The following is a 25,709-nucleotide window of genomic DNA, read 5'->3' on the forward strand; positions in this document are numbered from 1 at the left end:
GTCAGGAGACGACACGGGGTTCGCCCGGCGTCAGGCGGTCCCCCTCCCGTGTCCGGACTGCTGTGGCGTCCCCAGTCGTACAGCAATGGGGGTCGGTCTGGCGGTACCACTTCTCGTACGCGGTGATCCGGCCGGGCGCGAACTCCAGTCCGGCGAGCGCGGTGATGTACTTGGCGGACTTCTGCCGCGGCGTGATCGCACCGATGGCGGCGAGGCTGTCGCCCTTGAGGGTGAACACGGCGTATTCCCGTTGCCCCAGACCGGCGGCACATCCGATCAGAGCAGACAGGGGAAGAACGGCATGACGTTCATCGTTCGGTGCGGCGACCTGATCGCCGCTGCGGGCGCCGGTGCGACCCTCGCCGCAGTCGGCCACGTCGACCCACTGCGGTGGGTCCAGTGCCGCGAATCAGCTCAGCTGAGTACACGTCAAAGCGCTCGCGCATCAGAGGCGGCCGAGCCCGGGGTGGCCTCGTCGTCAGGGGTCGTACAGGTCTGCCGTCCGTGGATTCATCCTCCAATGGCCACGGCTCCGTTGTCCGCGTCGGGGAGTCTGCCCGACACTGCCACCGCATAGACACGTGATTCCGTTGTGCGGGTCGGGGCGGTCGTGACCGGGCGTACGGCCGGTCGGTTTCGGAATCTTCAATTCCGGGGACTGTGTCCCAGCATCGCCGTGATTGTCCGTGCGCCATGACAGGCGCCTGACACGACAGCCGAAGGGGACCATGGGTTCGAAAGGCACACGCCGGACGGTCACGTCGGCCGCTCTTGCCGGAGTGGCCGCTCTCGTCCTGGCGGCTCCACCCCCGGTCGCCGCCGCGCCCCGGACCGGGACCGCGCCGTCGTTCGGGACTGTGGCCGCGCGGCGGGAAGCCTCCCCGACTCCGACTCCGCCTCCGCCACGCCTCCCCCGCGACTTCCGCGGCAAGGGCAAGTGGATCGTTCGCGACCTGGACATCACGGTGCCTTTCACCTGGGAGGGGAGGGGCGGCGACAGTCAGATGACCGCGGGGGGCCCGCAGTACCCGATTTGGTTCACCAACCTGATCTACCGCGACACGCTTTACACACTGACGTACAAATGGCCTGGTCTGAACGAGCATCCCTGCTCACGCATCCCGGGCTTCAATCTGGAGGCGCTGAACCAGGGGTTCGAGAACGCCCGGTTCGTCGGGCGGGAGACTCTGCGGCGCACCCCGCAGCGGCACGTGAACCACTGGAGGGTGGGCGTGGTCTTCCCGGAGCTGCCTCCCGGGAACTACCCCCGTCTGCCGCTCGCGCTGGGCGACATCTACGTCGACGAGGACGACCGGGGCACCTTCTGGCAGGTGCTGCAGTTCGGTGTCCAGAACCTTTACGACCCCGAGCTGGACGAGTGGCTGGTCATGGACACCTTCGAGCACCGGCCCGGGACCGTGACGCTTCCCCAGCGGTGCGAGCCGCCGCAGTGAGGGTCGCCCCGGCTCAGGCGCTGTCGGCCTGAGCCGGGGGCGCGGCCGACTGGCCGGCGACATCGGACGCATGCCTCGGGGCTTGCTGACGTGCACGCCCTCACCACGGCGCTCCCGAGTCGGGCGTGATCGGCGTTCAGTCACACGTCCAGAAGCCGACGAGTCCTACCGGTGGTCATCGTGCCCCGCCTCTGGCTCGGGTGCCCCGGAGGCGGCTGCCCAGTCCTCGGGATGTGAGACCGGCAGCAGACGGAACTGCTGTCGGTGGGTGCTGTCGTACGGAGTCGCTGCATCGAGCCTCATCCGCCTGGCGATGGCGCCCATGTCGCGCTTCATGTTCTCCCTGGCCATGCACGTCGACGGGCGCTGGGCCTACCCAATGAACTCGCTCGACGTCCACGACGAAGGCCTGAACAGGGCCGTTCTTGGGTTTGTTCGACGGCACAGCCTTGGGCGCGAACCAGGTGCCAGACCGTTCAAGATCGCCACCGGATTCTCATATGGGACCTACCGGTTCGACTCGGTGGCAGCTGCTGTACCACCCGTGCACGGCTATCACCAAGGGCGGAACGGTTCTACGATTCAAGCGCATGCTGCGGCCGACGATCGTCTCCCGGCCGCCGGCTCCGTACCTGCGGATGCGATATGAGAACACCAGGACCACGGGCGGCAGCGTGGGTCCGTCCCGTGGGTTCACTACGCACGACGTGCTGCTGAGGGAGCTCGGGCTCCTCGAAGGCGCTCCAGGGAGTTTCGTGGAGTTCGAGAACTCGCTCGGCGAGGTGTGGAACGTCGAGTGGAACGGTTCGTGGCTGGTGAATGGAACGCCCCAGGGCGCATCACCCTCCGAAAGCTGGGCGGCATCGGCTTTGGGGCTGTCCGAAGAGGTTCGATGACCTGGGTCCTCCGTCCTCCGTCAGCCGTAGTCGTCACGGAAGAGCGGTCAGAACCCCGTACCTGGCCGGACTGGACAATTACGGTGCTCAGGCGGTGTCAGCGGCGGGACGTTCCCAGGGTCTGGTCGGCCGTCGCGAAGCGGTGCTCCGTCGGCTTCAGCACGTCGTAGAGGTAGCCGAAGTACTCCGTCTCCACCGTTCCTGTGAGCACCGCCAGCAAGAAGGCCAAGCACCCCATGTCGTGGTGCTCCCACAGTGGACCGCGCCCCTCGTTGTAGAGCACGGTCCACTCATCGGGCTGCTGGCCGGGCCTCGCCAGCCAGTAGAGGAAGGCCCCCGTGCCCTCCTCGAATGCCCACGGCAGGACCCGAGCCCCTGCCTCGAGCAGGGCTGCGGGCTTCGCCTCGAACTCCCACAGGTCGGCCAAGATCTCGTCCCGTTCCGTCGTCTGTGCGTGCAGGTCGCAGTCGCTGTAGTCGGAGTCGGGGACGAGCAGCCAGATCGTATCCTTGAAGATGCCGTCACCGTACGTCTCGACGAGCTGCTTGTAGTCAGCGGGCAGAGCCGTACCCAGGGCGTGTTCGGCCTGCGCCCAGTCCACAGCGGGTGGCGGATCGGCGGGCGGCGGGCAGAGGCGGACGAGGGCGTCGAGAGCGATCATGGAGCGGACGCTACTGTCCCCCCGGCCGGTGCGTTTGGGCGGGTCGGCTGGACAAGCGAAGATGTGCATCGGCTCCGCCCAGGATCCGCTCGCCGAGGAGAAGACCTCGTGGTGCTCTGAGCGCGTAGTTGGCCAGGACGGCCATCTGCGGCGCTGATCAGGCTCTCGTGCGTGCTCGTCCGTGCGGGTGTGGCTGGCGCCGGCCTGGCCGCGCTGCGCCGAGAGGCCAAGGCCCGCCGCTGGGCGGAGGCGGCGTGAGAGGTCACAGGCAAAGGCGGTGGCCGGGAAACCCCGGCCCGACAGCGGGTAGAGGTGACCGGTCCAGGCGAGGCCGTGTCGGTGCCCTGTGTCCCGGTCGGACTGGTCGCCCCGGACGGACAGCATCTGCAGGTACGGCTCTTCGAGCGGCAACAGATCGGTGGCGCAGGTCCTAAGAGATGGGGGAGTGGGTACTTGAGCCCGAGCACCGATCGCGGCCGCCGGCCGGGGCTGGCTTTCGCCCTTCACCGCAACTGGGCGGTGCTGGCGACTGGTCTGATGGTGGTGCTCGTAGCCGCGTACCGGGATCTGCACGGGCGGCCGCTGGCGATACCCGTCGCCGTTACACGCCGCTGCTGGCGGGCGGCGCCCTGGCTGCGCACGCGTACAGCGGCGCCCGCCGCGCGGTGGACATCGGCCTCATGGCGCAGTCCCTGACCTGGGATGGAATTGCATGCCCGTACAGGCAGCCCGATGAGCCGGACGAGCTGTACACGGCCATGGCCGCCCGGATACGGCAGACCGACAGCTACCCGCACTTGAAGTGGCTGGTCAAAGGGATGGCGTGACCGTCTTCCGGGGTGCTCACGCTGGTCGTGGGCGGCAGTCTGAGGAGCGGATCGTCTGACGGAGCCGGACGGTCAGCTCCCTGCTTCTGCTGCGGACCGCTTGCTCAGGAACTGCTACGCGTCTCGACTGCTTCCCTGTCGAGTTCATCGAAAGAACTCCCCAGCTCTCCTCCCAGCCCCCCAGGTTGCGAGCGCAGTGGACAAGCGGTTCCAGTTCTTTGGGATAGCCGAGGTCGTAGGCGATGTCTGCCCAGATGAGGTGGGTGCCGGTGACGGGATCCAGGGATCCGTCGGCGATCCGACCGACGATCCAGTAGGCCATCGCCCACTTTGCGGCCCGAGGGCCGGCGGGTGGGTGGAAGAGCAGCCCCAGCTCCTCCAGTACCTGGTCGAAGAGCGCTGGCGCTTCGGGCTCTTCGCTCCGCAGGAGGCCAGCCAGCATTGCGAGGGAAGGACTCCCAACCCCGGCCATCAGCGCGTCCAGCCTTGCCTGGATCAGTCGGTCTGACCCGACGTGCCTATCGAATTGCCCTCTCGCGCGCGATGTGGCTGAGTCGCTTGAGGGCGTCGTCGCGGGTCATAAGAGTGTTCTCGGTCGGCGTATGGAAGAAGAAGGCTCGCACATCCGCCGATGCGGCTGCATCGTGTTCTCTTCGAGCCAACCGCGCTGCGCTGCCAGACGATCTCTCCCGCAGACAGTCGCCCACGGCCAGCGTGAGCACCCGAGGCTCGGCGATCTTTGACCGGAGCGCGAACGCCCCGTGACGTCGGGGGGACCGATGTCACGGGGCGCCCTCGGACCGGCCGTCCGGACGGCTGCCGTTTACCGGCTGAGCGACTTGAGGGCCGCCGCGTCGTACGGCTTCAGCTCGTCGAAGCGGTTGCCGAGGACCTTCGCCGCCCACTGCGGGTCCTGGAGCAGGGCCCGGCCGACGGCGACCATGTCGAACTCGTCGCGTTCCATGCGGTCCAGGAGGTTGTCGATGTCGCCGAGCGCTGCGCCTTCGCCGACGAAGGCGCGGATGAAGTCGCCGTCGAGGCCGACCGAGCCGACGGTGATGGTCGGTCGGCCGGTGAGCTTCTTGGTCCAGCCCGCCAGGTTCAGGTCCGAGCCCTCGAACTCCGGGAGCCAGTAGCGCCGGGTGGAGGCGTGGAACGCGTCGACGCCCGCCGCCGCGAGCGGGGCCAGGATCGCCTCCAGCTCCTCCGGGGTCTGCGCGAGCCGGGCGTCGTAGGCCTCCTGCTTCCACTGCGAGTAGCGGAAGATCACCGGGAAGGCGGCCGGGACGCGCTCGCGGACCGCTGCCACGATCTCCGCGGCGAACTTCGTACGGGCCACCGCGTCGCCGCCGTACGCGTCGGTGCGGCGGTTGGTCCGCTCCCACAGGAACTGGTCGAGCAAGTAGCCGTGGGCGCCGTGCAGTTCCACGCCGTCGAAGCCGATCCGCTCGGCCTCCGCGGCGGCGTCGGCGAACGCGCCGATGACGTCGTCGAGGTCGGCACGGGACATCGCCTTGCCGGTCCCCTCGGTCCCGTCGACGCGGATGCCGGAGGGGCCGACGGCGGGCGCGTCGGCGTACGGTGCCTCGCCCTGCTTGCGCACCATGCCTATGTGCCACAGCTGGGGCACGATCGTGCCGCCCGCCTCGTGCACGGCCGCGGCGACCTTCGCCCACCCCGCCAGCTGGTCCTCGCCGTGGAACCGCGGTACCCGATCGCTCTGCCCGGCGGACTCGTGACCGACGTAGGTGCCCTCGGTGACGATCAAGCCCACACCCGCGGCGGCCCGGCTGGCGTAATACGTCTGCACGTCCTCGCCGGGCACGCCGCCGGGGGAGAACATCCGCGTCATCGGAGCCATCGCGATGCGGTTGGGGACGGTCAGGCCGTTCAGCGTGACGGGCCGGGACAGGATCTCGGCCGCGCGGGATGCGGTGGACGTGGTGACGGTCATGCGGGTCCTCCGGATTGAGGCTGTGGCTCGTCGGGATGGCAACGAGAAGTGCATAGTACACACACTGTGTATCATGCATATTGCCGCGCCGCGGCCCTCGCGCGGAGCCGTCCGCAGACCACCCCGGGGGGCAGAAGTCGGCCGGTCCACGGGTCGGCGATAATGGAGCGCCGGAAAGGGCGGGAGGCGCAGTGCTGGAGAAACTGGAACGGGAGCTGATGCTGCTCTCGCGGCACCAGGTGCTTGCCCGGCGCGAGCGCGACCCCGAACGCCTGGAGCGGTCGGCTTACCTGCTGCTCAGCCGGATCGATACACAAGGGCCCATGTCCATCGGACAGTTGGCAGAGGCCTTCGGGCTGGACACCTCGACCGTGAACCGCCAGACGGCCGCACTGCTGCGCTGCGGACTGGCCGAGCGCGTCGCGGACCCGGACGGCGGCATGGCCCGCAAGCTGTGCATCACCCTTGAAGGCGGGCGTCGGCTCGCCGGAGACCGCGAGGCCAACCGGTCCTGCCTGGTCCGGGTGGTCGCCGACTGGTCCCCTGAGGAGGTACGGGAGCTGGAGGACGTCCTGGTCCGGCTCAACCGCAGCGCCGAGGCCCTCGAAGGACGGTACTGGCCGCGCACGGAGGACGACGACACCCGCGCCGCATGCCACCCGCATGTCCCGCAGGAATCCGCGACTCCCACCCCGTAAGAACGCCCGCGGCCCCGTGGGAACGCCCGCGCTTCGGGCTGCGCCCAGATTCCGAGCGTTGGTGTTGTCCGTCCGAGCCAGGTATCGCGCCCGGTCACACCGGTCGCGCTGCGCTTGTCCGGCGCCCTCCGCCAGGCCATGGCTCCCGGTGCGCGGCAGGCTGGGCGCGGGGGGCTGGTCCTGGCGCGAGGAGGATCCGTAGTGGTGCTGCGGCCTCCGGTGGAGCCGATGCTGGCGCAGGCGGCCGAGGCGGTCCCGCCTGCGGGTGTGCTGCGGGCGGGTGTGGCGTGCAGAAGTTCGACGGTCACCGCGCCCTGCTGTTCACCCCGCCCGCGCCCGCAGCGCCGCCACCCTCGCGGTCCGCACCCCGCCTACTTCATCGCGTTCGACGTCTTGCAGATGGACGGCCAGGAGCTGCTCCGCGCGCCCTACAGGTACCGGCGGACCCGCTGGAGATGCTGTTCGCCGATCACGCCCTGACCGTGCCGTGGACACTGTGCCCGATGACCACCGACCTCGCGCAGGCGCGGGAGCGGCCGGAGTCCTGGACCGACGTGTCCGGAGTCGAAGGCGTCGCGGTCAAGGGCATGCCAACTGTTGGTAACTCCGGTTATCAGAAGCGGGATCTCCGAACCAGGTCACTGGCCCCACCGTGCCGCGTTCCGTCAGGTGCGCTTCTCTGAGCTGGCGCGGAACTGCAGGGCGACCTTGGCGGCCTCGGAGAGACTCTTCTCGTCCGCCAGCATCACTTGTCCGGACGTGCCGGAGTCGGTCCATGCGCACACGATCGGGCGTCCGGCGGCCGAAGCCACGAAGCCACAGCTCAGCCGGCCGCCCCAGGGCCCCGCCTCGAATTCGGTGACCTCGGTCGCCCGCGCCCCTGCGAAGAAGTTGCGCAGCTCTTGCGTCATGGTGTCCGAGCGCTTCGCCTCGGCCAGCCGCGCGTCCCACTCGACGGCGTTGATCTGGAACACGGCGCCCACCGGCCTCCCACCGGGACCGTCGTAGAACCAGCGTTTGCCCGAGGGAGCCTTCCCGGAGGTCAGCTCATCGTATTTGGCGGCCTCCGCGCCGGTGAGCAGCTGGTACGCACCGACGCGCGGGGCGGCGTCGATGACGCGCTTGGGCTCCGGGGGTCCCGCCGCGCCGGAGGGAGTCAGGGCTGCGGGCTTGGGCCCCCGTCAAACGCAGCCTCGCTGTCATGGCGCTCGAAGACTCGAAACCCTGGTCCGAAAACCGACTTAAACGCCTTCAATACCGGCCCCACACCCTCGACGGCTTCATAGCCGGCACCGACCTCACCCTCGACACACCAGCCTCACCGTGACAAGCCGATGTCAGTAACGCTCGGGGCTCCAGTGCCTGCCCCGGCGGGTGGACGGCTTACTCGTCGAAACCGCCGGGGACCTTCCCGCAGGGCGCGTGGATTGTGACGGCGAGCGTCCCAGTGGGCTCGTACCAGTCCACATCGACCTTGTCGCCAGTTCCCGGGCGCTCGAAGCGGAAACCCATGTCGGAGATGTTCTCGCTGGTGAGCTTCCAGCCCTGCTGTGAAAGCCGGCTGCGGACGCGTTCCTGGCCGGCACGGGCCGTGGTCCGCGGAACGCCCGTGGTACTCCAGTCGAGCGCGAAGCTGCGCACATCCTGGCGGGCCTCGTCGATGTGGGCGACGGACCGTAGCCCGTGGTAGTAGCAGGCACCCGTGTCCACGCGGTGGGAGCTGGAGCCAGAGTCGGTCCGCCCGGGCAGGGCCAGGTCTTCCTCTACGCGCTGGGCCTCCTCGTTGAGCCGCATGGCGACCACGTTCGGGTCGACCTCCGGGTACGGTTCGCCGTTCCACAAGCGGTACCCGGTCCAGGACACGGCCACGAGGAGCATGATGCCGCCGAACACCACTGCCGAGCGAACGAAGCGCGAACTCGAGCGGGACGGTACTGCACTGGTACTGGGCTGAAGGGGACTCATGGTGATGACGGTAGAGGCCGGGCCGGGCGGGTCACGTCACGGGCCGGCAGCTCCTGGCTGGAGGGGCGGTTCAGAACCTCGATGATCTCGTTCGGTTGCATGGTTGGGTTCCTCCTTCTCAGCGCAGTTGCTCGGCCAGTCCGACGATGATGCCCTCCGGGCCGCGGAGGTAGCAGAGCAGATAGCTGTCCTCGAACCGGGCGATCTCGCCGACGAGTTCGGCGCCGTGAGGGCGCAGGCGGGTAACGGTGTCCTCGATGTCGTCGACGGCGAACATGACGCGGTGCGTGCCCAGAATGTTGTGCGGCCGGTTGCGCGGCCCCGCGCTGATCACCGCGGGGCTGCGGTACTTCGCCAGCTCGAGCCGGCTGTGACCGTCCGGGGTCCGGACCATCGCGATGTCACAGCGGACGCCGTCAAGTCCGGTGCACTGGTCGGCGAAGAGGCCCTCGACCTCCGCCCTGCCCTCCAGCTCCATACCGAGTTCCACGAAGAACGCGATGGCGGCATCCAGGTCCTCGACGACGATGCCGACGTTGTCCATCCGCTGAATCGCCATGCTGGTTTCTCCCTCTTCCTCGTGCGGCCGGTGGTGGCCGCTGATGTCCCTGGGACGGAGCCGGTGGCACGTTCTCGACATCCGCAGACCGCCGGACTCCGAAAAATCTGGATCGCACCTCAGCACCGCTACGGAGACCCGCGAACCAGGCGCCACCACCGAGGGTGAGTGCGGCGCAGGTGGCCGCTCCCATGCAGACGATCAGCCGCAGCGTGCCGTCCCCGCTTTTCCATGCTTACTCGACGATTCGCAGCGTGCGCGCTTGAGCATTGCGCCTCCCCAATTAATTCACGGTGACGGGTCACCCTTGGGGGGTGGAGTTTCCTGTGCCGCTCGCCAACGCCGCACCACACCCCTGCCCGCCGCCACCCGGCGCGAGCTGGGGGCCGCGCTCACCCCGGCGGGCCCGAGCATCTGTGGACGGGAGTACAGATCAGCAATGGATGGGCTCTGGGAACAAGCTCCCGTACGTCACCGTCCACCCGAACCTCTTCGCCGAGGTACGCGCTGACACAGCGGTAGACCGCGGCCAGCACCGGCCCCCGGTGCGCTACCTGCGTATTCGGGATGACCTCACCCCTGGCGACATCGCGGCGGCGGGGTGTCATGCGTCGGCGCCTGATGTCTCAGAGGCATCAGGAAGTCTGGAGAACGACGGCCAACGGCGGTTCAGCTGGCGGGGGGTACTACCTTGATGGTCGCAGTTCAGCGCGTACCAGTTCGCCGACCACCACCGCGGCCCCCTCAAGGCATACCGGGCCCCGGGCCCCGGTGCTAGCGATCAAGCATGAGCCAACCATCGGTCCCCCCGCTATCGTGTGCGTCACGAAACATCCGCCACAGCCCGGAGAATCCGTGGGCCCGCTCTCGCTCCCCACTTAGTTGCTTGCTCAGTCGGGAGCCGGCGTCGGTGCCCACGTGTGGGGCGTGGCCGCTTGCGGATGAAGACATCTGGCGACAGCGACACCTGCAGCGGGCGCGCCGCGAGGTTCAGCGTCTGGCGATCCCCAAAGCCGCGCGGATTTCGTCGGCCACCGTTTGGGCGGCCACGTCGTCTGGGCCGCCCGTGAGCCGGTTGTGAGTGAGGGCGAAGGCCAGGCCGTGCTCGGGGTCGGCGAAGGCGATGCTGCCACCGGAGCCGTGCATGCCGAATGCGGTGCGGTGGCCGCCCATCTCGGGGAGGCCGAGGAAGTAGCCCAGGCCCTTGGGCACGGGGTGGCCGAACATCCGGTCGCTCTGCTCTGTGGCCACGGCGGAGACCTGGGTCAGCCGCTCGGGGGAGATCAGCCGTACTCCGTCCACCTCGCCGATCAGGGCTGCGTACATGCGCGCGGCCGCGCGTGCGGTCATGGTGCCGCCCGCCGGGATGTCGGCGCGCAGGTAGTCGGGGCGGTTTCCGAGGGTGGCGGTGGGCCACACGTCCCGGTTCGGTATGGCGCGGAAGAAGGGCCAGGAGGCCGGCAGGGTGGAGAGCATGGTCTCCCAGTTGCCCTCCAGCAGGGTCGCAAGACGGGGTGCCGCGTCCTCGGAAACACCGAAGAAGAGGGAGTCGGCGACGCCCAGTGGCCGGGCGATGTCCTCGCGCAGCACCTGGGAAATGGTCCTGCCGGTGGCGCGGCGGATGGTCTCCCCGAGGATCCAGCCGAAGGTCCACGCGTGGTAGCCGGTGGCCGTGCCCGGCTCCCATAGGGGTTCCCGGTCCGCGACGGCGGTGCACATGGCATCCCAATCGCAGAGGTCCTCGGCCGTGACGTCAACAGGCATCTGAGGCACGCCCACGGAATGCGTGAGCGCGTGCCGCACCGTCGTGTTCTGCTTGCCGCGGGCAGCGAATTCCGGCCAGTAGTACGCGATCGGGGTGTCGTAGTCGATGAGTCCCTGCTCGGCGAGAACGTGCACGACGGTCGCGGTGACGCCTTTGCCGGTGGAGAAGCTGTGGAACAGGGAATCCCCGTCGACGCGGCGGCCTGAGCCGGGATCGGCGGTGCCCGCCCACGCATCGACGATCTGGAAGCCGTGCAGATAGGCCGCAGTCTGAATTCCGGTTTCCTGACCCGTCTCCACCAGCCGGTCGATGGCCTTCTGTACGCGTGCCTGGACGTCGGTCATCGCAGTCCCCTCAACAGCTATCCTGAACACCGCTCAACCCGAGCGATGTTCAAGTTCTAACTTGAGCGGTGTTCAGGTGTCAACCTCTTCTTCCCATGGGAGCCCCCGTTGGCCGTACGACGCCCTGACGTGATCGATGCAGCCATGACCCTGCTCGACGAAGCCGGCCTGGATGAGCTGACCACTCGCAAGCTCGCCGAGCGGCTCGGCTTGCGGGTCGGCGCCATCTATTGGCACGTCAAGAACAAGGACGAGCTCCTTGCCGAACTGGCCGACCGCATCGTCGGCGAGGTGCTGGCCGAGCCGCTCCCCGACATGAGTACGACGGACCAGCTGGAGACCACGGCCATGGCTCTGCGCCGGGCCATGCTCGATCACCGAGACGGCGCCCGCCTCGTCGCCGGATACGCCGTACCGGGATCGAACAGCCTCGCCCTAGCAGACCGGCTCATCGGTATCGCGCGCACCGCTGAGGTACCTCTTCCCCTCGCCGCCCACGCATGCGACGCACTCCTCAGCTACACGACCGGATTCGTGCTGCAGGAGCAGCAACAGCCCCCCGGCGCAACCGCATCAGGCGCTGACAAAGCCCTCGAACTGTCCGGGCTCCCGCATCTGGCAGAACTGCTGGCAGCCGGCATCCCCGACCGGGAGACCGCCTTCAGCGCCGGTCTGCGGCTGATCACCGCGGGGGTGATCGCAAAGTGACGGCGGCCCCGGTCTATCGGCCCTGGACGCCCACAGGTTCGTGATTGCCAGATCCGGAAGTGGCAGGCCGGCGAGAGGTGAGTCGATCCGCAGTCGCGAGACGGGATCGAGCCTTCGGATCGACGAGCTTCAGACTCACTGGTGAGGGGCTGTTGAGAGGCGGTCGGTGGTGCAAATAGTGCCTGGACGGATTCGGTGGCCGTCTCTCGCAGCCACGTGTGGGCGCGGTCGTCGTCGTAGCGCTGGTACCACAACAGGTACTGGGGGACCTCGGGCAGCGGGAGTGGCGGCGGCAATGTGGCGAGGCCGAGTTGTTCCCGGGCTGCGCGGGTGACCGCGTTGGGGAGGGTGACGACCAGGTCGGTGTCGAGGGCGAGTTGCAGTGCGAAGGCGGCGGTGGGCCCGGCGGCCACGACGTGTCGTTCGAGGCCGCGGGTGGTCAGGGCGTCGTCGATCGGGTCGTGCAGGCTTCCACGTCGCGAAACGGTGAGGTGTTCGGCGGCTGCGTAGCGTTCGATGCTCAGCGGGCCTTCGGTGAGGGGGTGGCCCGGTCGTACGGCGACGACCAGCCGGTCGCTGCCGACGAGGCGGTGGCGGATGTCGGGGAGCGTCGGAGCGCTGGAGCTCGATTCGAGGTCGACCTCACCCCGGCGCAGCTCGGCGTCGCCCGTCCCGGGTTCGGCCGACAGGCGCAGCCGGACGCCGGGGGCCTGGCGGTGGACGGCGGTGCCGCAGGCAGCGGTCAGGGCGTCGCCAGCGCACGGTGAACACCTGGTCCAGGGCTGCCAGGTCGAGTTCCTGCTGAGCGGACAGGAGTTGATGGGCCTGCTGCACGAGGGCGTGGACCTGGGCGCGCATGGCCAGCGCGCGGGTGGTGGGAACCATGCTGCGGCCGGTGCGGACCAGGATCTGGTCACCGGTGGCCTTGCGGATGCGGCCCAGGGAGCGGCTCATCGCCGGTGCGGTGACGTGGAGGCGTGCTGCGGCGCCGGCAACGCTGCCCTCTTCCAGCAGTGCGTCCAGGGCCGTGAGCAGGTTCAGATCCAATTGCATGCCAGTAACTCTATAAGTGAATAGCATGCACTTGTTGTTAATGATCGGGGGACCTACCTTCGAAGTGCAGGCGCGAGACAAGCCGCCCGCACACATCGAACTCAGGGAGCCCGCCATGAGCACAGCCATGACTTTCGCCGCCGACACGACGCTCCTGTCCGAGGTGACCGCCGCGGTGAAGACCGCCGGCGTCACGCTGCGCGAGCGCTACACCTCGCACGCCCGGGGCGTGAGTCTGGACGAGGTCGTCGCTGAGATCCACGCCAACGACGACGCGGTGCTGGACGTGCTGCGGGAACCGTTGCTGCGGGCCCGGCGGGGATCGCAGTGGGCCGAGGACGAGCTGGCCGGCGGCGCGCTTCCGCCCGGGGAGTGGTGGGTCGTCGACCCCGCCGAGGGCAACATCAACCACGTCCACGGCATGGACGAATGGGCCGTAACCGCCACCCTGGTCAGCGACAACCTGCCGGTGCTCACCGTCGTCCACCTGCCACTGACCGGCGACACCTACACCGCTGTCGCCGGCGGCGGTGCCCGCCTCAACGACCGGCCCCTGAAGGTGTCCGCCAAGACCGATCTGGGCGCCGCTCTCATCGGCACCGGCCAGGCCAGGCCCGGCGAGGACGAGCGCACCTTCCGGCGGATCGGTGACTCGGTCACCGCCATGCTCATCAACGGCCTGGTCGTGCGCGTGTCCGTTCCCGCCACGATGCAGCTCATCCACGTCGCGGCCGGACGCATGGACGCCTTCTGGCAGTTCTCCGACGTTCGCTCCGGTCTGGTCGCCGGTGCGCTGCTGGTCTCCGAGGCCGGAGGCGCCGTCACCGACCTGGCGGGCGAACCCTGGAACACGGGCAGCCGTGACTTCCTGGCCGCCGCCCCGGGCATCCACACCGCCGCCCTCAACGTCCTGTCTCCGATCGCCTGACCGGACACCTCCGCTCTACCCACCTCACACCGCAAGGAGCATCACCTCATGACCAGCATCGGCATCCTGGGCGCCGGCCGCGTCGGCGCCAACCTCGCCGGCAAGCTCTCCGCAGCCGGACACCGTGTCACCCTCGGTGTCCGGAACCCGGAAGAGACCGCAGCCCTTGCCGCCAGCATCTCCCCGCAGATCGCCTTCGCCGACCAGCGCACCACCGCCCGCACCGCGGACATCGTGATCAACGCGACGCCCGGCGACAGCGCCCTGGACCGCCTGGCCGGCCTGCGCACCGAGCTCTCCGGAAAACTCCTCGTCGATGTCTCCAACGCCACCCGCGACGCCGATGACGGCCTGCCCGGCGACCTGTGCTATCCCGGCAGCAGCCTCGCCGAGCAACTCCAGGCCGCCCTCCCCGATACCCATGTGGTCAAGACCCTCAACACCATGCTGTTCATGGTCATGACCGCTCCCGAAACCCTGGCCACCCCACCGACCGCCTATCTCTCGGGCGATGACCAGAACGCGAAGAAGACCGTCACCGGCCTGCTCGGCGACCTGGGCTGGCAGCCCGCATGGATCGAGGACCTCGGAGGCATCACCACAGCCCGCGCCACCGAGGCCATGATCCTGGTGGTTCCCCACATCCTGCGCCGACACGGCTTCAAGCCCTTCGCCGTCTCCCTCGCCCGCTGACCCGTCAAGACCGGGTTCAGACCAAACCAGTAGCGGGCTCGTGCGAGACAGCTGGGCGCTGGCAAAGAAGGGCAGCTGCTGTCGAAGTCCCGACGGGCACTCCGCCCAATGGCTCAAGGAACGTCCCAAAGCGAAACCCGTCACTTCGCCGCATGCGCTGGCGCGACAACCACCAGCATCATCAGAGTCACGGCACTACTGGTACCCGCTTCGCCGCGACGAACACGAGCGCACCAGAACGATCAGGAGAACAAGAAACAGGGGAAGGATGGTCAGGCAGCTCGTCCAGGAGTCGTCGAGCCGGCGCCGTCGATGACCCGGACGGCGCGGCGGAGCACGCGGTCCACGACCCCGGGGACCGGTTGGCGGCGTCAAGTCGATCCCACGACCCGATGGGCCGGCCTGGCCGGAGGGGTTCGCAGGCGCGCTGCCCTGGACAGGATCGACGCATGTACTCCGTGAAGACCATCCTGACGGCCACCGCCGCAGTCCTCCTCGCCCTCGCCGCTCCGGCCGCCGCAGTCCCCGCGGCTCCCACCGCCCCGCCCCGCCCCTCCGTGTCCGCCGCGCCACGTCCCTGCGACGGCGCCGCGACCTGCTACGTCGACGTGACGGTCGCTCAGGTCTGGGTGAGCCCCGGACAGGTCCGGCCCGTGGACGCCCCGGCGACCACCAATCCCGCTGACATCCGCGGCTGGTTGACAACCATGTCCCTGGACGAGCGGCGTGAGGTCGCCGGGGAGACGCAGGCTCTCCACGGCATCCGGGTGACCGTCGACCGCACCGAGTGGCACGGCGGTCTGCTCTGGGACCACGTATGGGTGCACGGCCAGCCCACCCCCAGGGACCAGGCAGGACGAGGCGCCTACCCCGGCTGGATTCCCGACCGGCAACTGACCTCGGAGCACCGGCGCCCGCCCGGCGCTACGCACGAGGAACGCGTTGCCCGCCCCACGGCCCGGGGCTTCGCCACCGCCCAGGCCGCGCTGGCCGGCCGCGGATCCGGGCAGGCGGGCGAGTACTCGTACAACACCTCCTTTCCGGTGAAGGCCGGTCCGCTGCCCGGAGTCGTCACCGCCTACTCCCCCAGCGGTGGCCGGCTGTTCTTCCGGGCTGACGACCTGGAGAGGGTGCCGGCCGCACCGAGCGGCGCGGACGTGGTCGCCGCCGCACGCGCCTTCCTGGGTCTGCCCTACCTGTGGTCGGGCACCTCCGGATTCGGCTACGACTGCTCCGGTCTCACCGGCCAGGTCTATTCCGCCCTCGGTGTGACGATTCCCCGGGACGCCCAGCCGCAGTTCGACGCGGGCGGCGGGCAGGTACCCGCCGGCTCGGCCGCGGGGGTGCGGATCACCGGTACGGAGGACCTCAGGCCCGGCGACATCGTCGCCTTCCGCCCCACCACCGGCACCGATGTCACCCACGTCGGCATCTATTCGGGGACGAGGAACGGCGAACCCATGATGATCAACTCGCCTCGGACCGGTGACCCGGTCAAGGAGGAGCCCATCGGTTCCACCGGCCGCGTCTACGTGGGCGCCACCCGCTTCCTCACCCGCTGACGCGCGTACGGCACTGCCGTGCGGCGAGCCCTGGCCACCAAGCATCTTGTTGACCAGGTCAGCTCAAGATCCCCCGCGCCGCCGTGACCAGCACAGAAACCCATTTGTCCGTTGGCTTTCAAGTCAGTCGCCGTGTCATCGAACCCAGCCGAAGATCTTCTTGACCTTGGCGTGCCAGGATGCCGGGGACACGACCGCCAGCACGTCGATGGAGCGGAGCTAGCCATGATCAGCGGTGCGCATGTCATCCTCTACAGCCAGGATGCTGAGGCGGACCGTGCCTTCATCCGTGACGTCCTCGACTTTCCCGGCGTCGACGCGGGCGGCGGCTGGCTCATCTTCAAGCTGCCCCCGGCCGAAGTCGCGGTGCACCCGACCGATGGCCCGCCCCAGCACGAGTTCTACCTGATGTGCGACGACCTTGATGCCCAGCTCGGCGAGTTCCGCGCCAAGGGTGTTGGGATCACCCGCCCGGTCAGCGAACAACGCTGGGGCAAACTGACTGCGATCCGGCTCCCCAGCGGCGCCGAACTTCCGCTATACGAACCGCTGCACCCGGTCGCCCACGGGCTGTGACCCCACCGCACTCAACTCGGCCCATCGCACGACGCTCAGATTGGGATTTCACTGGGTTGGGAGGCGTGTCGCCTGTTAAGTGCGATGTGCCGTGTTCGTGTCAGTGAGGGATGGCAGTGACGTTGTGTCAAGTGCTGTTGGTCCAATCTGAGTGTGTTGACGGGGGTGTGGCGTTTCGAGGCAGTGGCACTGCCGCCAAGGAGGTCATCAGAGGGCCCAGGGCCCTTACGCAACGTAGTGTGAGGGGCGGCCAAACCGCCGCCGACGACGGTCAGAACACGTCGTGGCTCGTGAAGTGATGGCCGCAGGGGGCTGGGTGGGTGCGCGTGCAAATGAGGCCGCCTCCAGTACCGAGCACGAAGGACTTGCAGCCGCACTTGCGGCACGGAGTCCCCTCGGGCTCCCCGCCGAGGTCCACACCTGCCTCGGACACCCGGGACCGCGCATCGGCGTAGGCGTCGGCGATACTCGCCGTGGCGTCGTCCACCACCTTCTGCTGCTCTTCGGTGACCGTTGAAAACCCGAGCGACTGGCGCGAGGAGCAGATCCGGTCGCTTCCATGGAGTCCCATCAGAGTCCGGCCACCCCGCCACCCGCCGCTTCATGTCCTTCTCATCTCGGCAGTCAGGGTGAGGGCCGTCGCCCCCATGCAGTGATCGCTGCACCCGTAAACCCGCCCGCCACCGGCCAGAATGCCGATAGAACGCGCGGGTTCCCGGCCGATCGGCTGCGAGATTCCGCGAAGGCGCGGGAGTGGCTGGAGTCCTGGACAAACGTGTCCGGGGTCGAAGGCATCGCGGTCAAGGGCATGTCAACCCGGTACCTGACTGGATACCGGGGATGGCTTGTCAACTGCACCGACTTGGTGGGTGAGCCGGATGCCGGCTGTTGAGGCGTGGTTGTGTGGCAGGGCCGAGCCGAAGTCGCGAGATCCATCACTCTGGGGTCACCAGGCCCGCGTCATACGCGGCGATGACGAGGTGGACCCGGTCGCGGACGCCGAGTTTGGTGAGCAGGTTTGCGACATGTGCCTTGGCAGTACCGGGGCTGATGCTGGTCGTCGGCGAGCTCGCGGTTGGACAGGCCACGTCCGACGAGGGTGAGGACCTCCCGTTCGCGTGCGGTGATACCTGCGAGTTCCCGCCTGGTCGGCGCGGGCACGGGTGCGGTACGAGCGGCGTAACGGGCGATCAGACGGCGGGTGACGCCGGGGGCGATCAGCGCGTCGCCGGCGGCGACCACGCGCAGGGCGGTCAGGAAGCCGTCCAGGTCCATGTCCTTGACGAGGAACCCGCTCGCTCCGGCGCGCAGTGCGGCGTGGACATGCTGGTCGGTGTCGAAGGTGGTGAGGACGGCCACTCGGACGTGTGGGGACTCCTGCGTGATCATCCGAGTCGCCTCGATGCCGTCCATGCCGGGCATCCGGATGTCCATGACGACGACGTCGGGTGCGAGTCGCCTGGTCAGGGACACGGCCTGGGAGCCGGTCGCCGCCTCGCCCACGACCTCGACGCCGGGCGCGGCGTCGATGACCATCCGCAGTCCGGTGCGGACCAGCGGCTGGTCGTCGGCGAGCAGGACACGGATCGTCATGTGGCCTCATCTCCCTTTGTCGGATCGACGTCCAGCGGGAACCGGGCGGCGACGCGGAAGCCACCCCCCTCGCGGGGACCGGCGTGGAACGCCCCGTGCAGCAATGCGACCCGTTCCCTCATGCCCTGGATCCCGTACCCGCTGGTGTAGGCCCCCGCATCGGTGCCGGACTTCGCGGCCCCGCCTTCGTCGAGAATCTCGACGGACAGCTCGTGCGGCTTCCGGCCGATCGTCACGCGGCAGTGCCGGGCGGCCGAGTGGCGGACGACGTTCGTCACCGACTCCTGGACGATGCGGAACGCGGAACGGTCGACGGCCTCCGGCAGGTCGTCGACTGACGGCCCAGTGCGGCGCAGGCCCACGCGGACCCCGGCGCGGGCCGTTGCCGCGACCAGGCGGTCGAGGTCGCCGAGGCCCGCGAACGGCTCTGCGCCGAGCGCGGCTTCCGGGCCCTCGGACGACGGTTCCTGATCGGTCCGGCGCAGGATGTCGAGCATGGTACGCAGGCCGCGCAGCGTTTCGCGGCCGGTGGATTCGATAGCGGTGAGCGCGTCCCGCGCCTGCTCCGGCTCGCTGTCCAGGACGCGTCTCGCCGCCCCGGCCTGGATGGAGACGACGCCGATGCCGTGGGCGACCATGTCGTGGAGTTCGCGGGCGATGCGCAGCCGCTCCGCCGTGACCGCCTGCTCGGCGGCGTGCGCCCGTAGCGCCTCGTCGTACGCGCGCCGCTGGTGTACGTACGTTCCCGCCGGCCAGGCCAGTAGGACGAGCAGGGCCAGGCAGGCCGTCAGCCCGAGGAATCCGGGGGCGAGTACGCGGGACCATCCGCCGTCGCGGTGGAAATCAACTTGCAGGACGGTCTCCTGGACGGCGAGGGCGGCGAGTGCCGCCACGAGCGCGGTGCGCGCGGGGCGGGCGGCCGCGACTGCGGCGACGAGCAGGACGGTGGCCGCGAGGAGGGGCCAGGTCTGCTCGGCCCGCAGCCGGAGCGCCGATGCCGTGACGGCCTCGACGAGCAATGTCCCGAGCACAGCGACGGGCCATCGCCGGGCCCACGCGAGCGGCGCGGCTACCACGAGCGAAGCGGCCGCCAGGACAGCGCCCTCGCCGGCCGGGTCGCCCGGCACGGGAGCACTGCCCAGAGCCGCGTACAGCAGCAGCGCCGTCGCCGCGACGGCGCACGTGGCGAGCGCCGCCCGCGCGGCGCGCGGCAGCCGTTGCAGCAGGGGCGGCGCGGGCGCGGCGGGCGGGTGGGGTGTGGTCACGGGCACAAGTCGAGCGTAGAGAAGCCAGTGTCCCCGGTCGTCAGACCACAGGCGTATGCCCGGGGGCAGAGACGGCGGCGCCGATCACCGCCGGTGGGTCGATGCGGCCCGGCACGGTGCCCAGGCACGGTGGGTCGCATGATCGAAGTCAAGGGACTGACCAAACGCCACGACGACGTCCTCGCCGTCGACAACCTGAGCTTCACCGTGCGGCCCGGCACGGTCACCGGGTTTCTCGGCCCGAACGGAGCCGGCAAAAGCAGCACCATGCGTATGATCCTCGGTCTGAACCGGCCCACAGCCGGTACGGCCACCGTCGACGGGCGCCCGTTCGTCGCCCGACAGGCCGGCCTGCACCACGTCGGTGCGCTGCTGGACGCCGGGGACGTCCACCCCGGCCACACCGCCGCCGCGCATTGCCATTTTGTCAGTGCTGCCGAGCGCTTGCCGCCCACACACTGTGGCCGACTCGGCAGCCGAACGGGGCACCCACTGCTCGGGCGGGGCGAGACCTTCCGGAACCGCGGTACCGCTGCGCCCGGAGCAGGCCAGGCAGCTCTGGCTGCAGTGGTTGCCTGGCCACAACCGGGGCCGGGGCGGTCTCGGTTGCGGTGGATCGTGGCGTATCATCGATCTTGAGCTCGACGCCCTGCCCGGGTGGTCGGTCTGGCGTTGGTGGTCCAAGGAAAGGCACCCCACTTCCTGTGGGGGGATGCAGGTGCAAGGCCTGCCCAGCGCTCAACCGGGTCTCGCCTCCTTCCTCGTAGTGGAAGGAGACGAGACCGTTTTCGTTTGCATGGCACGCGGGCCCCGCCGGCCCAGCATCGGGCAGGCAAAGATGGCCCCGCGGGTGCCGGGGAGATGCCCGGCCGCCGCCCCCGGACGGGTCCTCAGACGTCCGGTAACCCTCACGGAGCTCGAACAGGCCCAGCTCCCAAGACCCTCCGCACCCACTGTTGTGTAGGTGCGGCTGATCGCTGGTCCGTTGCGAGCAAGGAGAAGGCCCCCACCGTGGTGGAGGACTTCGCGCCTGAGTAACGAGGGCGCGGCTGGCGCGGCCGTCGCTCAGGCCGTTACCGCCGAGGCTCGCGGCGCGCTGCCAGGCGAGCGCCGCGCGCGTCTGCTCAGCCGGTGGCTGCTGCCTGCCCCTTCGGCGCTCTCGATCACCGAAGCGACGTCCGCGGGCAGCAGGGCGCGGGCCAGGCTGCGGACGCCCCAGGCTCGGCCGGCGGGCGGAGGGTTCCGTAGCCCAGGAGGGTCAGGGACCAGCAGTCGCCTCCCGATGCGGGTTTTGACGGGGTTGCAGCGCCGGACACCGACATGCTGTCCGGGGTGGATGGGGTGGAGGTGGGGCCACCGCCCCGAATGGTCGGGGCGGTGGGGTGGGTTCAGATGGAGCCGACGATCTTGTGGGGGGTGACGCGGATGACGACGCGTTCGCTGTCGTCGCCGGCGCGGGGGTTGAAGTCGGCGTAGTCCTTGCCGGTGTACTTGCGGGAGAGCTGGTTGATCAGGTCTTGGCCGCCTTCAGTGGTGAGGCCTGCGGTGCCGCGGACTTCGGCGTAGGTGTACGGGGCATCGTGGGGGTTGATGAGGACGGTGATGCGCGGGTCGCGGCGCAGGTTTTCTTCCTTGCGGCGTCCGACGGTGGTGGAGATGAGCAGGTCGTTGCCGTCCCGGGCGAGCCATGTGACGGTGACCTGCGGACTGCCGTCGGGCTGGATCGTGGCGATGGAGGCGAAGACCGGGGAGTCGTCGATGATCCTCTTCAGGTCGTCGGAGAGAGTAGCGGGCATGGTCGGCTTCCCTTCCTGGGGTTCTGCTCCTGGTTAAGCGGCAGGGACATCCTGGGGAAGCTGTTGGTTTTCGGGCAAACGAGGACTTGCGCCGTGCGGCCGGCCTGCGTGGGTGTGTCCCGGAATTCCGCTAGGGGCATCTGGCGAGGGAGTCCGGTGGGACTGCCGCCGATCAGGAGTCGGTTCACCCGGATGGACCCCACGGACGCGCGAGGCCCCCGACGGCGACCGCCCTCCGTCTTGCGGTCTCTGGATGTCGCCGATGCCGAGCTGATGGAGCAAGCCCGCCCCGGCGGGGCCGGCAGCGCGGTGTGTGAGTGCGCTTACGGAGCTGCTCGGGTGGGCGGTCTGGGCCGGGAAGACGTCAGGGCCGGCCCGGCGGGTGCGGGTCTGCCCTGAGGTGTGCGGCACGCGCGCCGCAACGCGGTGCTGCTGTGTCCCCGTCTGCGAAGTCACCAGCATTCGAGGGTCCGCCGGTTGCCCGGTCGGTTCTGCACCCCACGGTGCCTGGTCGCGGCCACGGGAAGCAAGTCGCGTGTGGACGGACCTGGACGATCGGGTGCCAGAGGGTAGGGAGACCGTAGGGCTGGGCGACTGGGGCCGGAGCCAGCGGCGGACCCAAGACGGTCGAGCCGGCCTCGGCCGAGCCGGAGCGCCACGTGAGGACGCCATCGTTCTCGCCGACCTTGTCAGCGACGTGTTCTTGCAGGTCGTCGCGGATGTCGGCAGGGTTCCACTTCGCTCCGGCGAGCAGGTGCTGCAGGCCATCGGGGGTTGCGTGGCCTGCCTGCTCGGCCAGCTGCCAGCGGTTCTTTCGGGCTACTGGTGCGAGCAGGCCGCGTACGTAGTCACGCATGCGGCGGCGTAGTTCCACCCGGCCGAAGCGATGGCCGATGTTCACGAAGAGGTCGTCCAGTTCCAGGTTCGACTGCTCGCCAACACGTGCGCTGATCACGTGGGGAAGCTGCCCCCTACGCTGCCACTACCTGCGGCGCTGTCGCACGATCGAGGGGCGGCTCGTCGAAGACCGCCCCTGACCACTCCGCAGCCCGCTACACCCCAGCCGCCCAACCAAACCCGCAGCTCAGACAGCGAAATCCTGCTGGAGTACTAGCGTCACCACCAGTAGACGGGGTAGCGGGAGCTGGCGGAGCGGGCGCGGGAGAGGGCGCAGCCGGCGAGGACGAGGAGGACTGCCGAGCCGGCGAGGAGCGGCACGAAGGTTCTGGGGTCGGGTGTTCTCAGGACGATGACGACGGCGGTCGCGCAGGCCGGGGAGTGCGGGGTGCGGGCCATGGTCATCAGGGCCAAGCCGAGTCCGGCCGCGAGGGCAGCCGCCCATGGGGCACTACCCAGGGCGGCGAGGGTTCCGTATCCGACGGCGGCGCAGATCAGGTGGCCTGCGATCACGCTGCGGGGTTGGGCTAGGGGCAGGTTTGGGACGCTGTGCACGATCGCGGCGGATGCGGCCAGTGGGGGGATGAGGACGGGTTCGTGGATCACAGCGCCGATGGCCGTCAGCGCCAGCATGACGGCGGTGGCGCCGCTGATGCTGTGCAGGGCATCGCGCGGCGTCGGCGGGGCGGGGGCGCGGCCCGCCAAGCGGGGCAGCGCCCGGGCGGATGGCCGGTCGGGCGGGGGTGGTGACGGCGGGATTGTGGTGGTCCGGTCGGTGCTCAAGGAAATGACGTCTTCAGAGGATTGGCCGACGGGCAGGGACCCGATGGCGGTGATTGGCAGGGGCAGGAGTCTCTTCGGCTTGTACCGCTGTGACAGCCACTGCGATCGGCAGGGACGGGGGGACACTGCAGAGGCCCGGTGTGGGGGCGGCCGTGACTCCCCTGGATCATACGAAGCCCGACAAACCGTGCAGCAGCCAGCCCCCCGAACGCCGCGGAGGTAACGACTTCGGACCGCACAGGTGCGGCTCTTCGGGGGTTGTGCTGGCGATTGCTCGCAGCGGGGGCTGGACGGTTGCTCTCCGCGGGGGACCGGAGGTGCTGCCGGAAGTGTGAACCCCCGACATCGAGCGGACGCCACCTGCTGTGCGCGATCGGCTGCCGCCGTCGCTGGAGGCACTGTGCCGGTACGGCGCGGAGTGGACCGCGACGAAGCTGCGGTGGGGTCCTTGACGAGTACGCCGACGTCAAGGGATGACGCCTCCACCATCCGAAACTCCGGGGTCTGTGGCATTCGTGACCGGCACCCCGACCCACAGGATTTGACTATTCCTCACTCGGCCCTGCCAACGCCATTGCGCACCGCGGCCGGTGACTCCCGAACTCATCGATTTTGATCATGTGGCGGGCTGCTGCCGTCGGGTCCGTTGCCCGGGGCCGGCGGTCTGAGCGCCGACGCCGGGGGTTCGCCGGACACCCGTCCCGGCCGGGGAGGGGGCCGAGACCGTGGGGTGTCCGGGTGCCGTACGGATCCGGGCGGCAGCCCGTCGTGCGGGCGGGCCTGCCGCATGACGCCGGGGGAAGGGCGGCATGCGGCGGGGCCCGCTCCCGGAAGCGACCCACCTGCGAGGTGTTCGCTTCCGGTTACCACGCGTCTGTCCCGGCCGCCCTCCCCCAAACGCCTTCCCCTCCAGAGATTCTGAGGGGACGTCAAGGGCTGCTGTGCTCTCGCGGCACGCGAACGCAGCTACGTGGGCCACTCCGGATGCAGTATGGGCCTGCCCGCCGCACTGTGGATGCATGGCGGACCAGACGGAGATCGTGATCCATCCCGTGTCACCGCAGGGCGGCCGCAAGGTCACCGTGCACGCGCTCGGCGTGGACGCGGACCTGGGCCGGGCGTTCACGCCCGGGGACGTGTCGGAATTCCTGCGCCGGGCCGGCCTGGAGGATGTGGACCTGTCCGAGGACGGGCCGATCCGCTGGGAGGGGGGCGGCCCCGAGGTGTGGACCGGCGACATCTGACGCCGCCGGGCACCTACCCAACAGCTATCCAGTCCGGCGGCTTGCTCGGGCGCCATGTCGGCGTACACGTGAACAGACGAGTACGTAGACATCTGGGGCGCTGGGGCTGTCGGCGGGGACGGTACGGCCGTCAGTACCAGGTCCCCGCGCTCTGCCAAGGGCCGACCGCCTGGATTCGCCGAGGTCGCGACTGCTGGGGTCTGTCTGGTCCGGGAAGTGGGCTCGTTCAGGAGTCATCGGCCTGCTGCCGGGGCCGGCGCGCGGTCAGAGGTGCGGACGCGATGCCCCTGCGAGTGCCGGACAGGTCCGAGAGACCGCCGGCTCCCGCTCAACCACTCGGATCCCGCGCCCGGGATGCGATCGAGCACATCGTGCGGGCGGGTCCGTGACGGCGAGGACCTGCACATTCATGCCGAGCCGTTTGTGCTTGCCCGAGTAGTACGGGGTGTCGGCGGCGGTCGGTCGGCAGCAGGGATTGCCTTCAAGGAGGACAGGCCGCCGCGCCAGAGAAGTCGCCGCCTATCTCACGGCGCAGGGAGTCGAGGCAGACCACGGCGTCCACCGCGGGCGACGTCGGTGGCGAACATCGGACTTGCCGGAGCCGCCGGGCCCGACGGCGACCAGGAGTGGGCAATGAGTCAGCGAGTAGGTGTCGGGGCGAAGGGGATTCCCGAAGCCATGCCTCGGAGGCCGACCATGAGGGACTCGCCCAGGAAGCTCACGCCGATGGAGAGCTGGAGGGGGCGTGGTGCGCCGGCGGGCTGCCCGCCGCCATGGACGTCGAACTGGAAAGCACGCGACTGGCCGCCCTCCTCGACGGACTCACCCTCCAGGCAACGCTACTGCGGGACCGCTATCCGCCGACGCTGCTCCGGCAGGTACTCCGTCGACACCTGGACGCCCTCAAAGGCTGCCTGTGCCCCACCGGCCCGGGCGGGGTTCGGGCAGGATGATCCGGCGCACCGGAGGCCACCCGCTGCGGTGGCACCTGCCCGGTTCCGACCGTGATCCGGAGGTCCCAGTGACGTCGTACGACGACCAGGCACGGCGTGACGAGCTGTACCGCGACCCGTACCCGCTCTACGACCGCGCCCGCCGCGCCGAGGGACTGACGCACGTGCCCGACTTCGACGAGTGGCTGGTGCCGCGCGACCGGAACGTACGGGAGGTGCCGTGTCGGCCCACTGGATCTGCGCAGAGTCTGGCTTCATCAGCCGCCTGGCCTGCTGCGTTGTCCTGCCGGGTGTGGTCGTGATGAGCGACGTGTGGCAGTGGGTGGCGACGGTCTTTTGCGCTGGGTGTGAGTGGCATCGTTCGTGGTGACGGGGCTGGGTGATGGGTGTCGTCTGTTGGTGAGGGCCGGTGTCGTTTCCCGGTGAAGGTCTGCTGTCGCTTGTGTAGGCCCATCCCGGGGCGGTCGCCGTTCGGGTTTGTGGCGTGCGGGTCGCGGCCGCCGTGCATGCCTGCGCCGACCCGGGGCGGGCCCGT

General features: G+C 69.4%; 25 protein-coding genes and 5 pseudogenes. 14 read left to right on the forward strand and 16 right to left on the reverse strand.

Annotated elements, in window-relative coordinates:
• Position 1 precedes the first annotated feature (1 nt).
• On the reverse strand, positions 2–238 hold the full coding sequence (locus OG429_RS38370) for a hypothetical protein (protein WP_328929881.1): 237 nt from the start codon (positions 236–238) through the stop codon (positions 2–4).
• A 490-nt stretch (positions 239–728) separates the two neighbouring features.
• On the opposite strand from OG429_RS38370, the gene OG429_RS38375 reads away from it, so the two are divergent.
• Both OG429_RS38375 and OG429_RS38380 read left to right on the forward strand, forming a co-directional pair.
• The gene (locus OG429_RS38375; RefSeq protein ID WP_328929882.1) at positions 729–1,454 is read left to right on the forward strand and encodes a hypothetical protein; all 726 of its coding nucleotides are present in this window, start codon (positions 729–731) and stop codon (positions 1,452–1,454) included.
• Positions 1,455–2,044: 590 nt separating this feature from the next.
• On the forward strand, positions 2,045–2,350 hold the full coding sequence (locus OG429_RS38380) for a hypothetical protein (protein WP_328929883.1): 306 nt from the start codon (positions 2,045–2,047) through the stop codon (positions 2,348–2,350).
• A gap of 97 nt (positions 2,351–2,447) precedes the next feature.
• Here OG429_RS38380 and OG429_RS38385 read toward each other — a convergent pair whose 3' ends face one another.
• From OG429_RS38385 to OG429_RS38395, 3 genes are all read right to left on the reverse strand, one after another.
• Entirely contained in the window at positions 2,448–3,011 is a 564-nt protein-coding gene (locus OG429_RS38385) for an SMI1/KNR4 family protein (RefSeq protein ID WP_328929884.1), read from the reverse strand.
• Between the two features lie 843 nt (positions 3,012–3,854).
• Positions 3,855–4,280 carry a hypothetical protein gene (locus OG429_RS38390; RefSeq protein ID WP_328929885.1) on the reverse strand — a complete coding sequence of 142 codons (426 nt, stop codon included), beginning with the start codon at positions 4,278–4,280 and terminating at the stop codon, positions 3,855–3,857.
• Positions 4,281–4,661: 381 nt separating this feature from the next.
• The gene (locus tag OG429_RS38395; protein ID WP_328929886.1) at positions 4,662–5,792 is read right to left on the reverse strand and encodes an NADH:flavin oxidoreductase; all 1,131 of its coding nucleotides are present in this window, start codon (positions 5,790–5,792) and stop codon (positions 4,662–4,664) included.
• A 218-nt stretch (positions 5,793–6,010) separates the two neighbouring features.
• On the opposite strand from OG429_RS38395, the gene OG429_RS38400 reads away from it, so the two are divergent.
• On the forward strand, positions 6,011–6,490 hold the full coding sequence (locus tag OG429_RS38400) for a MarR family winged helix-turn-helix transcriptional regulator (RefSeq protein WP_328930548.1): 480 nt from the start codon (positions 6,011–6,013) through the stop codon (positions 6,488–6,490).
• 201 nt (positions 6,491–6,691) lie between these two features.
• Positions 6,692–6,970, forward strand: coding sequence for a hypothetical protein (locus OG429_RS38405; RefSeq protein ID WP_328929887.1), 279 nt, complete (start codon positions 6,692–6,694; stop codon positions 6,968–6,970).
• A gap of 185 nt (positions 6,971–7,155) precedes the next feature.
• Here the strand turns inward: OG429_RS38405 and OG429_RS38410 are convergent, their stop codons facing one another.
• On the reverse strand, positions 7,156–7,464 hold the full coding sequence (locus tag OG429_RS38410; protein WP_328929888.1) for a hypothetical protein: 309 nt from the start codon (positions 7,462–7,464) through the stop codon (positions 7,156–7,158).
• 197 nt (positions 7,465–7,661) lie between these two features.
• On the opposite strand from OG429_RS38410, the pseudogene OG429_RS41650 reads away from it, so the two are divergent.
• A pseudogene (locus tag OG429_RS41650) lies at positions 7,662–7,817 on the forward strand (IS630 family transposase); the annotation flags it as partial.
• Between the two features lie 56 nt (positions 7,818–7,873).
• Here the strand turns inward: OG429_RS41650 and OG429_RS38415 are convergent.
• From OG429_RS38415 to OG429_RS38425, 3 genes are all read right to left on the reverse strand, one after another.
• Entirely contained in the window at positions 7,874–8,383 is a 510-nt protein-coding gene (locus OG429_RS38415) for a hypothetical protein (RefSeq protein ID WP_328929889.1), read from the reverse strand.
• Positions 8,384–8,573: 190 nt separating this feature from the next.
• Positions 8,574–9,014 carry a VOC family protein gene (locus OG429_RS38420; RefSeq protein WP_328929890.1) on the reverse strand — a complete coding sequence of 147 codons (441 nt, stop codon included), beginning with the start codon at positions 9,012–9,014 and terminating at the stop codon, positions 8,574–8,576.
• 990 nt (positions 9,015–10,004) lie between these two features.
• On the reverse strand, positions 10,005–11,123 hold the full coding sequence (locus tag OG429_RS38425; RefSeq protein ID WP_328929891.1) for a serine hydrolase domain-containing protein: 1,119 nt from the start codon (positions 11,121–11,123) through the stop codon (positions 10,005–10,007).
• A 129-nt stretch (positions 11,124–11,252) separates the two neighbouring features.
• Here OG429_RS38425 and OG429_RS38430 point away from each other — a divergent pair, with 129 nt between their 5' ends.
• Positions 11,253–11,831, forward strand: a complete 579-nt coding sequence (locus OG429_RS38430; RefSeq protein WP_328929892.1) for a TetR/AcrR family transcriptional regulator C-terminal domain-containing protein — start codon at positions 11,253–11,255, stop codon at positions 11,829–11,831.
• 158 nt (positions 11,832–11,989) lie between these two features.
• Here OG429_RS38430 and OG429_RS38435 read toward each other — a convergent pair.
• Positions 11,990–12,884 (reverse strand): annotated as a pseudogene (locus OG429_RS38435) (LysR family transcriptional regulator); the annotation flags it as partial.
• Positions 12,885–12,999: 115 nt separating this feature from the next.
• Here OG429_RS38435 and OG429_RS38440 point away from each other — a divergent pair.
• The 4 genes from OG429_RS38440 to OG429_RS38455 all read left to right on the forward strand — a co-directional run bounded on the left by OG429_RS38440 (position 13,000) and on the right by OG429_RS38455 (position 16,643).
• The gene (locus OG429_RS38440; protein ID WP_328929893.1) at positions 13,000–13,812 is read left to right on the forward strand and encodes an inositol monophosphatase family protein; all 813 of its coding nucleotides are present in this window, start codon (positions 13,000–13,002) and stop codon (positions 13,810–13,812) included.
• A 48-nt stretch (positions 13,813–13,860) separates the two neighbouring features.
• Positions 13,861–14,505, forward strand: coding sequence for an NADPH-dependent F420 reductase (locus tag OG429_RS38445; RefSeq protein WP_328929894.1), 645 nt, complete (start codon positions 13,861–13,863; stop codon positions 14,503–14,505).
• 449 nt (positions 14,506–14,954) lie between these two features.
• A complete protein-coding gene (locus tag OG429_RS38450) occupies positions 14,955–16,067 on the forward strand; it encodes a C40 family peptidase (RefSeq protein ID WP_328929895.1) in 1,113 nt (370 codons plus the stop codon).
• 225 nt (positions 16,068–16,292) lie between these two features.
• The gene (locus tag OG429_RS38455; RefSeq protein WP_328929896.1) at positions 16,293–16,643 is read left to right on the forward strand and encodes a VOC family protein; all 351 of its coding nucleotides are present in this window, start codon (positions 16,293–16,295) and stop codon (positions 16,641–16,643) included.
• 271 nt (positions 16,644–16,914) lie between these two features.
• Here the strand turns inward: OG429_RS38455 and OG429_RS38460 are convergent, their stop codons facing one another.
• The 3 genes and pseudogenes from OG429_RS38460 to OG429_RS38470 form a co-directional block, all read right to left on the reverse strand.
• The gene (locus OG429_RS38460; protein ID WP_328929897.1) at positions 16,915–17,214 is read right to left on the reverse strand and encodes a DUF6422 family protein; all 300 of its coding nucleotides are present in this window, start codon (positions 17,212–17,214) and stop codon (positions 16,915–16,917) included.
• A gap of 364 nt (positions 17,215–17,578) precedes the next feature.
• Positions 17,579–18,236: pseudogene (locus OG429_RS38465) on the reverse strand (response regulator).
• Positions 18,233–19,501: a sensor histidine kinase gene (locus OG429_RS38470; protein WP_328929899.1), complete on the reverse strand. Its 1,269-nt coding sequence runs from the start codon at positions 19,499–19,501 to the stop codon at positions 18,233–18,235. The pseudogene OG429_RS38465 and the gene OG429_RS38470 overlap by 4 nt, the downstream one beginning before the upstream one ends.
• A 138-nt stretch (positions 19,502–19,639) precedes the next feature.
• Between OG429_RS38470 and OG429_RS41655 the strand changes: the two genes are divergently transcribed.
• Complete coding sequence (locus tag OG429_RS41655; protein WP_405922354.1) at positions 19,640–20,140, forward strand: ATP-binding cassette domain-containing protein; 501 nt, start codon at positions 19,640–19,642, stop codon at positions 20,138–20,140.
• A 749-nt stretch (positions 20,141–20,889) separates the two neighbouring features.
• Here the strand turns inward: OG429_RS41655 and OG429_RS38480 are convergent.
• The 3 genes and pseudogenes from OG429_RS38480 to OG429_RS38490 all read right to left on the reverse strand — a co-directional run bounded on the left by OG429_RS38480 (position 20,890) and on the right by OG429_RS38490 (position 22,977).
• Positions 20,890–21,297, reverse strand: a complete 408-nt coding sequence (locus tag OG429_RS38480) for a PPOX class F420-dependent oxidoreductase (protein WP_328929900.1) — start codon at positions 21,295–21,297, stop codon at positions 20,890–20,892.
• Between the two features lie 616 nt (positions 21,298–21,913).
• Positions 21,914–22,252: pseudogene (locus OG429_RS41660) on the reverse strand (transposase); the annotation flags it as partial.
• Positions 22,253–22,413: 161 nt separating this feature from the next.
• Positions 22,414–22,977 carry an HPP family protein gene (locus OG429_RS38490; RefSeq protein WP_328929902.1) on the reverse strand — a complete coding sequence of 188 codons (564 nt, stop codon included), beginning with the start codon at positions 22,975–22,977 and terminating at the stop codon, positions 22,414–22,416.
• 1,019 nt (positions 22,978–23,996) lie between these two features.
• Here OG429_RS38490 and OG429_RS38495 point away from each other — a divergent pair.
• Positions 23,997–24,221, forward strand: coding sequence for a hypothetical protein (locus OG429_RS38495; RefSeq protein ID WP_328929903.1), 225 nt, complete (start codon positions 23,997–23,999; stop codon positions 24,219–24,221).
• Positions 24,222–24,572: 351 nt separating this feature from the next.
• On the opposite strand, the pseudogene OG429_RS38500 reads toward OG429_RS38495, so the two are convergent.
• Positions 24,573–24,677 (reverse strand): annotated as a pseudogene (locus OG429_RS38500) (IS5/IS1182 family transposase); the annotation flags it as partial.
• Between the two features lie 170 nt (positions 24,678–24,847).
• Between OG429_RS38500 and OG429_RS38505 the strand changes: the two are divergent.
• Together OG429_RS38505 and OG429_RS38510 are read left to right on the forward strand one after the other, a co-directional pair.
• Positions 24,848–25,174 (forward strand): TetR family transcriptional regulator C-terminal domain-containing protein, encoded by a 327-nt coding sequence (locus OG429_RS38505; protein ID WP_328929904.1) that lies wholly within the window; start codon positions 24,848–24,850, stop codon positions 25,172–25,174.
• A gap of 68 nt (positions 25,175–25,242) precedes the next feature.
• Complete coding sequence (locus OG429_RS38510) at positions 25,243–25,476, forward strand: hypothetical protein (protein WP_443051300.1); 234 nt, start codon at positions 25,243–25,245, stop codon at positions 25,474–25,476.
• Positions 25,477–25,709 lie beyond the last annotated feature (233 nt).

It is taken from the genome of Streptomyces sp. NBC_00190, from assembly GCF_036203305.1.
Classification (GTDB): Bacteria; Actinomycetota; Actinomycetes; order Streptomycetales; family Streptomycetaceae; genus Streptomyces.

Excerpts from the sequence above, each read along its gene's own strand:
- OG429_RS41655 (WP_405922354.1), top strand. The coding sequence starts at position 19,640 with ATGATCGAAGTCAAGGGACTGACCAAACGCCACGACGACGTCCTCGCC.
- OG429_RS38375 (WP_328929882.1), top strand. The coding sequence starts at position 729 with ATGGGTTCGAAAGGCACACGCCGGACGGTCACGTCGGCCGCTCTTGCC.
- OG429_RS38450 (WP_328929895.1), top strand. The coding sequence starts at position 14,955 with ATGTACTCCGTGAAGACCATCCTGACGGCCACCGCCGCAGTCCTCCTC.
- OG429_RS38460 (WP_328929897.1), bottom strand. The coding sequence starts at position 17,214 with ATGGGACTCCATGGAAGCGACCGGATCTGCTCCTCGCGCCAGTCGCTC.
- OG429_RS38380 (WP_328929883.1), top strand. The coding sequence starts at position 2,045 with ATGCTGCGGCCGACGATCGTCTCCCGGCCGCCGGCTCCGTACCTGCGG.
- OG429_RS38425 (WP_328929891.1), bottom strand. The coding sequence starts at position 11,123 with ATGACCGACGTCCAGGCACGCGTACAGAAGGCCATCGACCGGCTGGTG.
- OG429_RS38440 (WP_328929893.1), top strand. The coding sequence starts at position 13,000 with ATGAGCACAGCCATGACTTTCGCCGCCGACACGACGCTCCTGTCCGAG.
- OG429_RS38400 (WP_328930548.1), top strand. The coding sequence starts at position 6,011 with ATGCTGCTCTCGCGGCACCAGGTGCTTGCCCGGCGCGAGCGCGACCCC.
- OG429_RS38390 (WP_328929885.1), bottom strand. The coding sequence starts at position 4,280 with ATGCTGGCTGGCCTCCTGCGGAGCGAAGAGCCCGAAGCGCCAGCGCTC.
- OG429_RS38495 (WP_328929903.1), top strand. The coding sequence starts at position 23,997 with ATGGCGGACCAGACGGAGATCGTGATCCATCCCGTGTCACCGCAGGGC.
- OG429_RS38455 (WP_328929896.1), top strand. The coding sequence starts at position 16,293 with ATGATCAGCGGTGCGCATGTCATCCTCTACAGCCAGGATGCTGAGGCG.
- OG429_RS38480 (WP_328929900.1), bottom strand. The coding sequence starts at position 21,297 with ATGCCCGCTACTCTCTCCGACGACCTGAAGAGGATCATCGACGACTCC.
- OG429_RS38385 (WP_328929884.1), bottom strand. The coding sequence starts at position 3,011 with ATGATCGCTCTCGACGCCCTCGTCCGCCTCTGCCCGCCGCCCGCCGAT.
- OG429_RS38395 (WP_328929886.1), bottom strand. The coding sequence starts at position 5,792 with ATGACCGTCACCACGTCCACCGCATCCCGCGCGGCCGAGATCCTGTCC.
- OG429_RS38445 (WP_328929894.1), top strand. The coding sequence starts at position 13,861 with ATGACCAGCATCGGCATCCTGGGCGCCGGCCGCGTCGGCGCCAACCTC.
- OG429_RS38420 (WP_328929890.1), bottom strand. The coding sequence starts at position 9,014 with ATGGCGATTCAGCGGATGGACAACGTCGGCATCGTCGTCGAGGACCTG.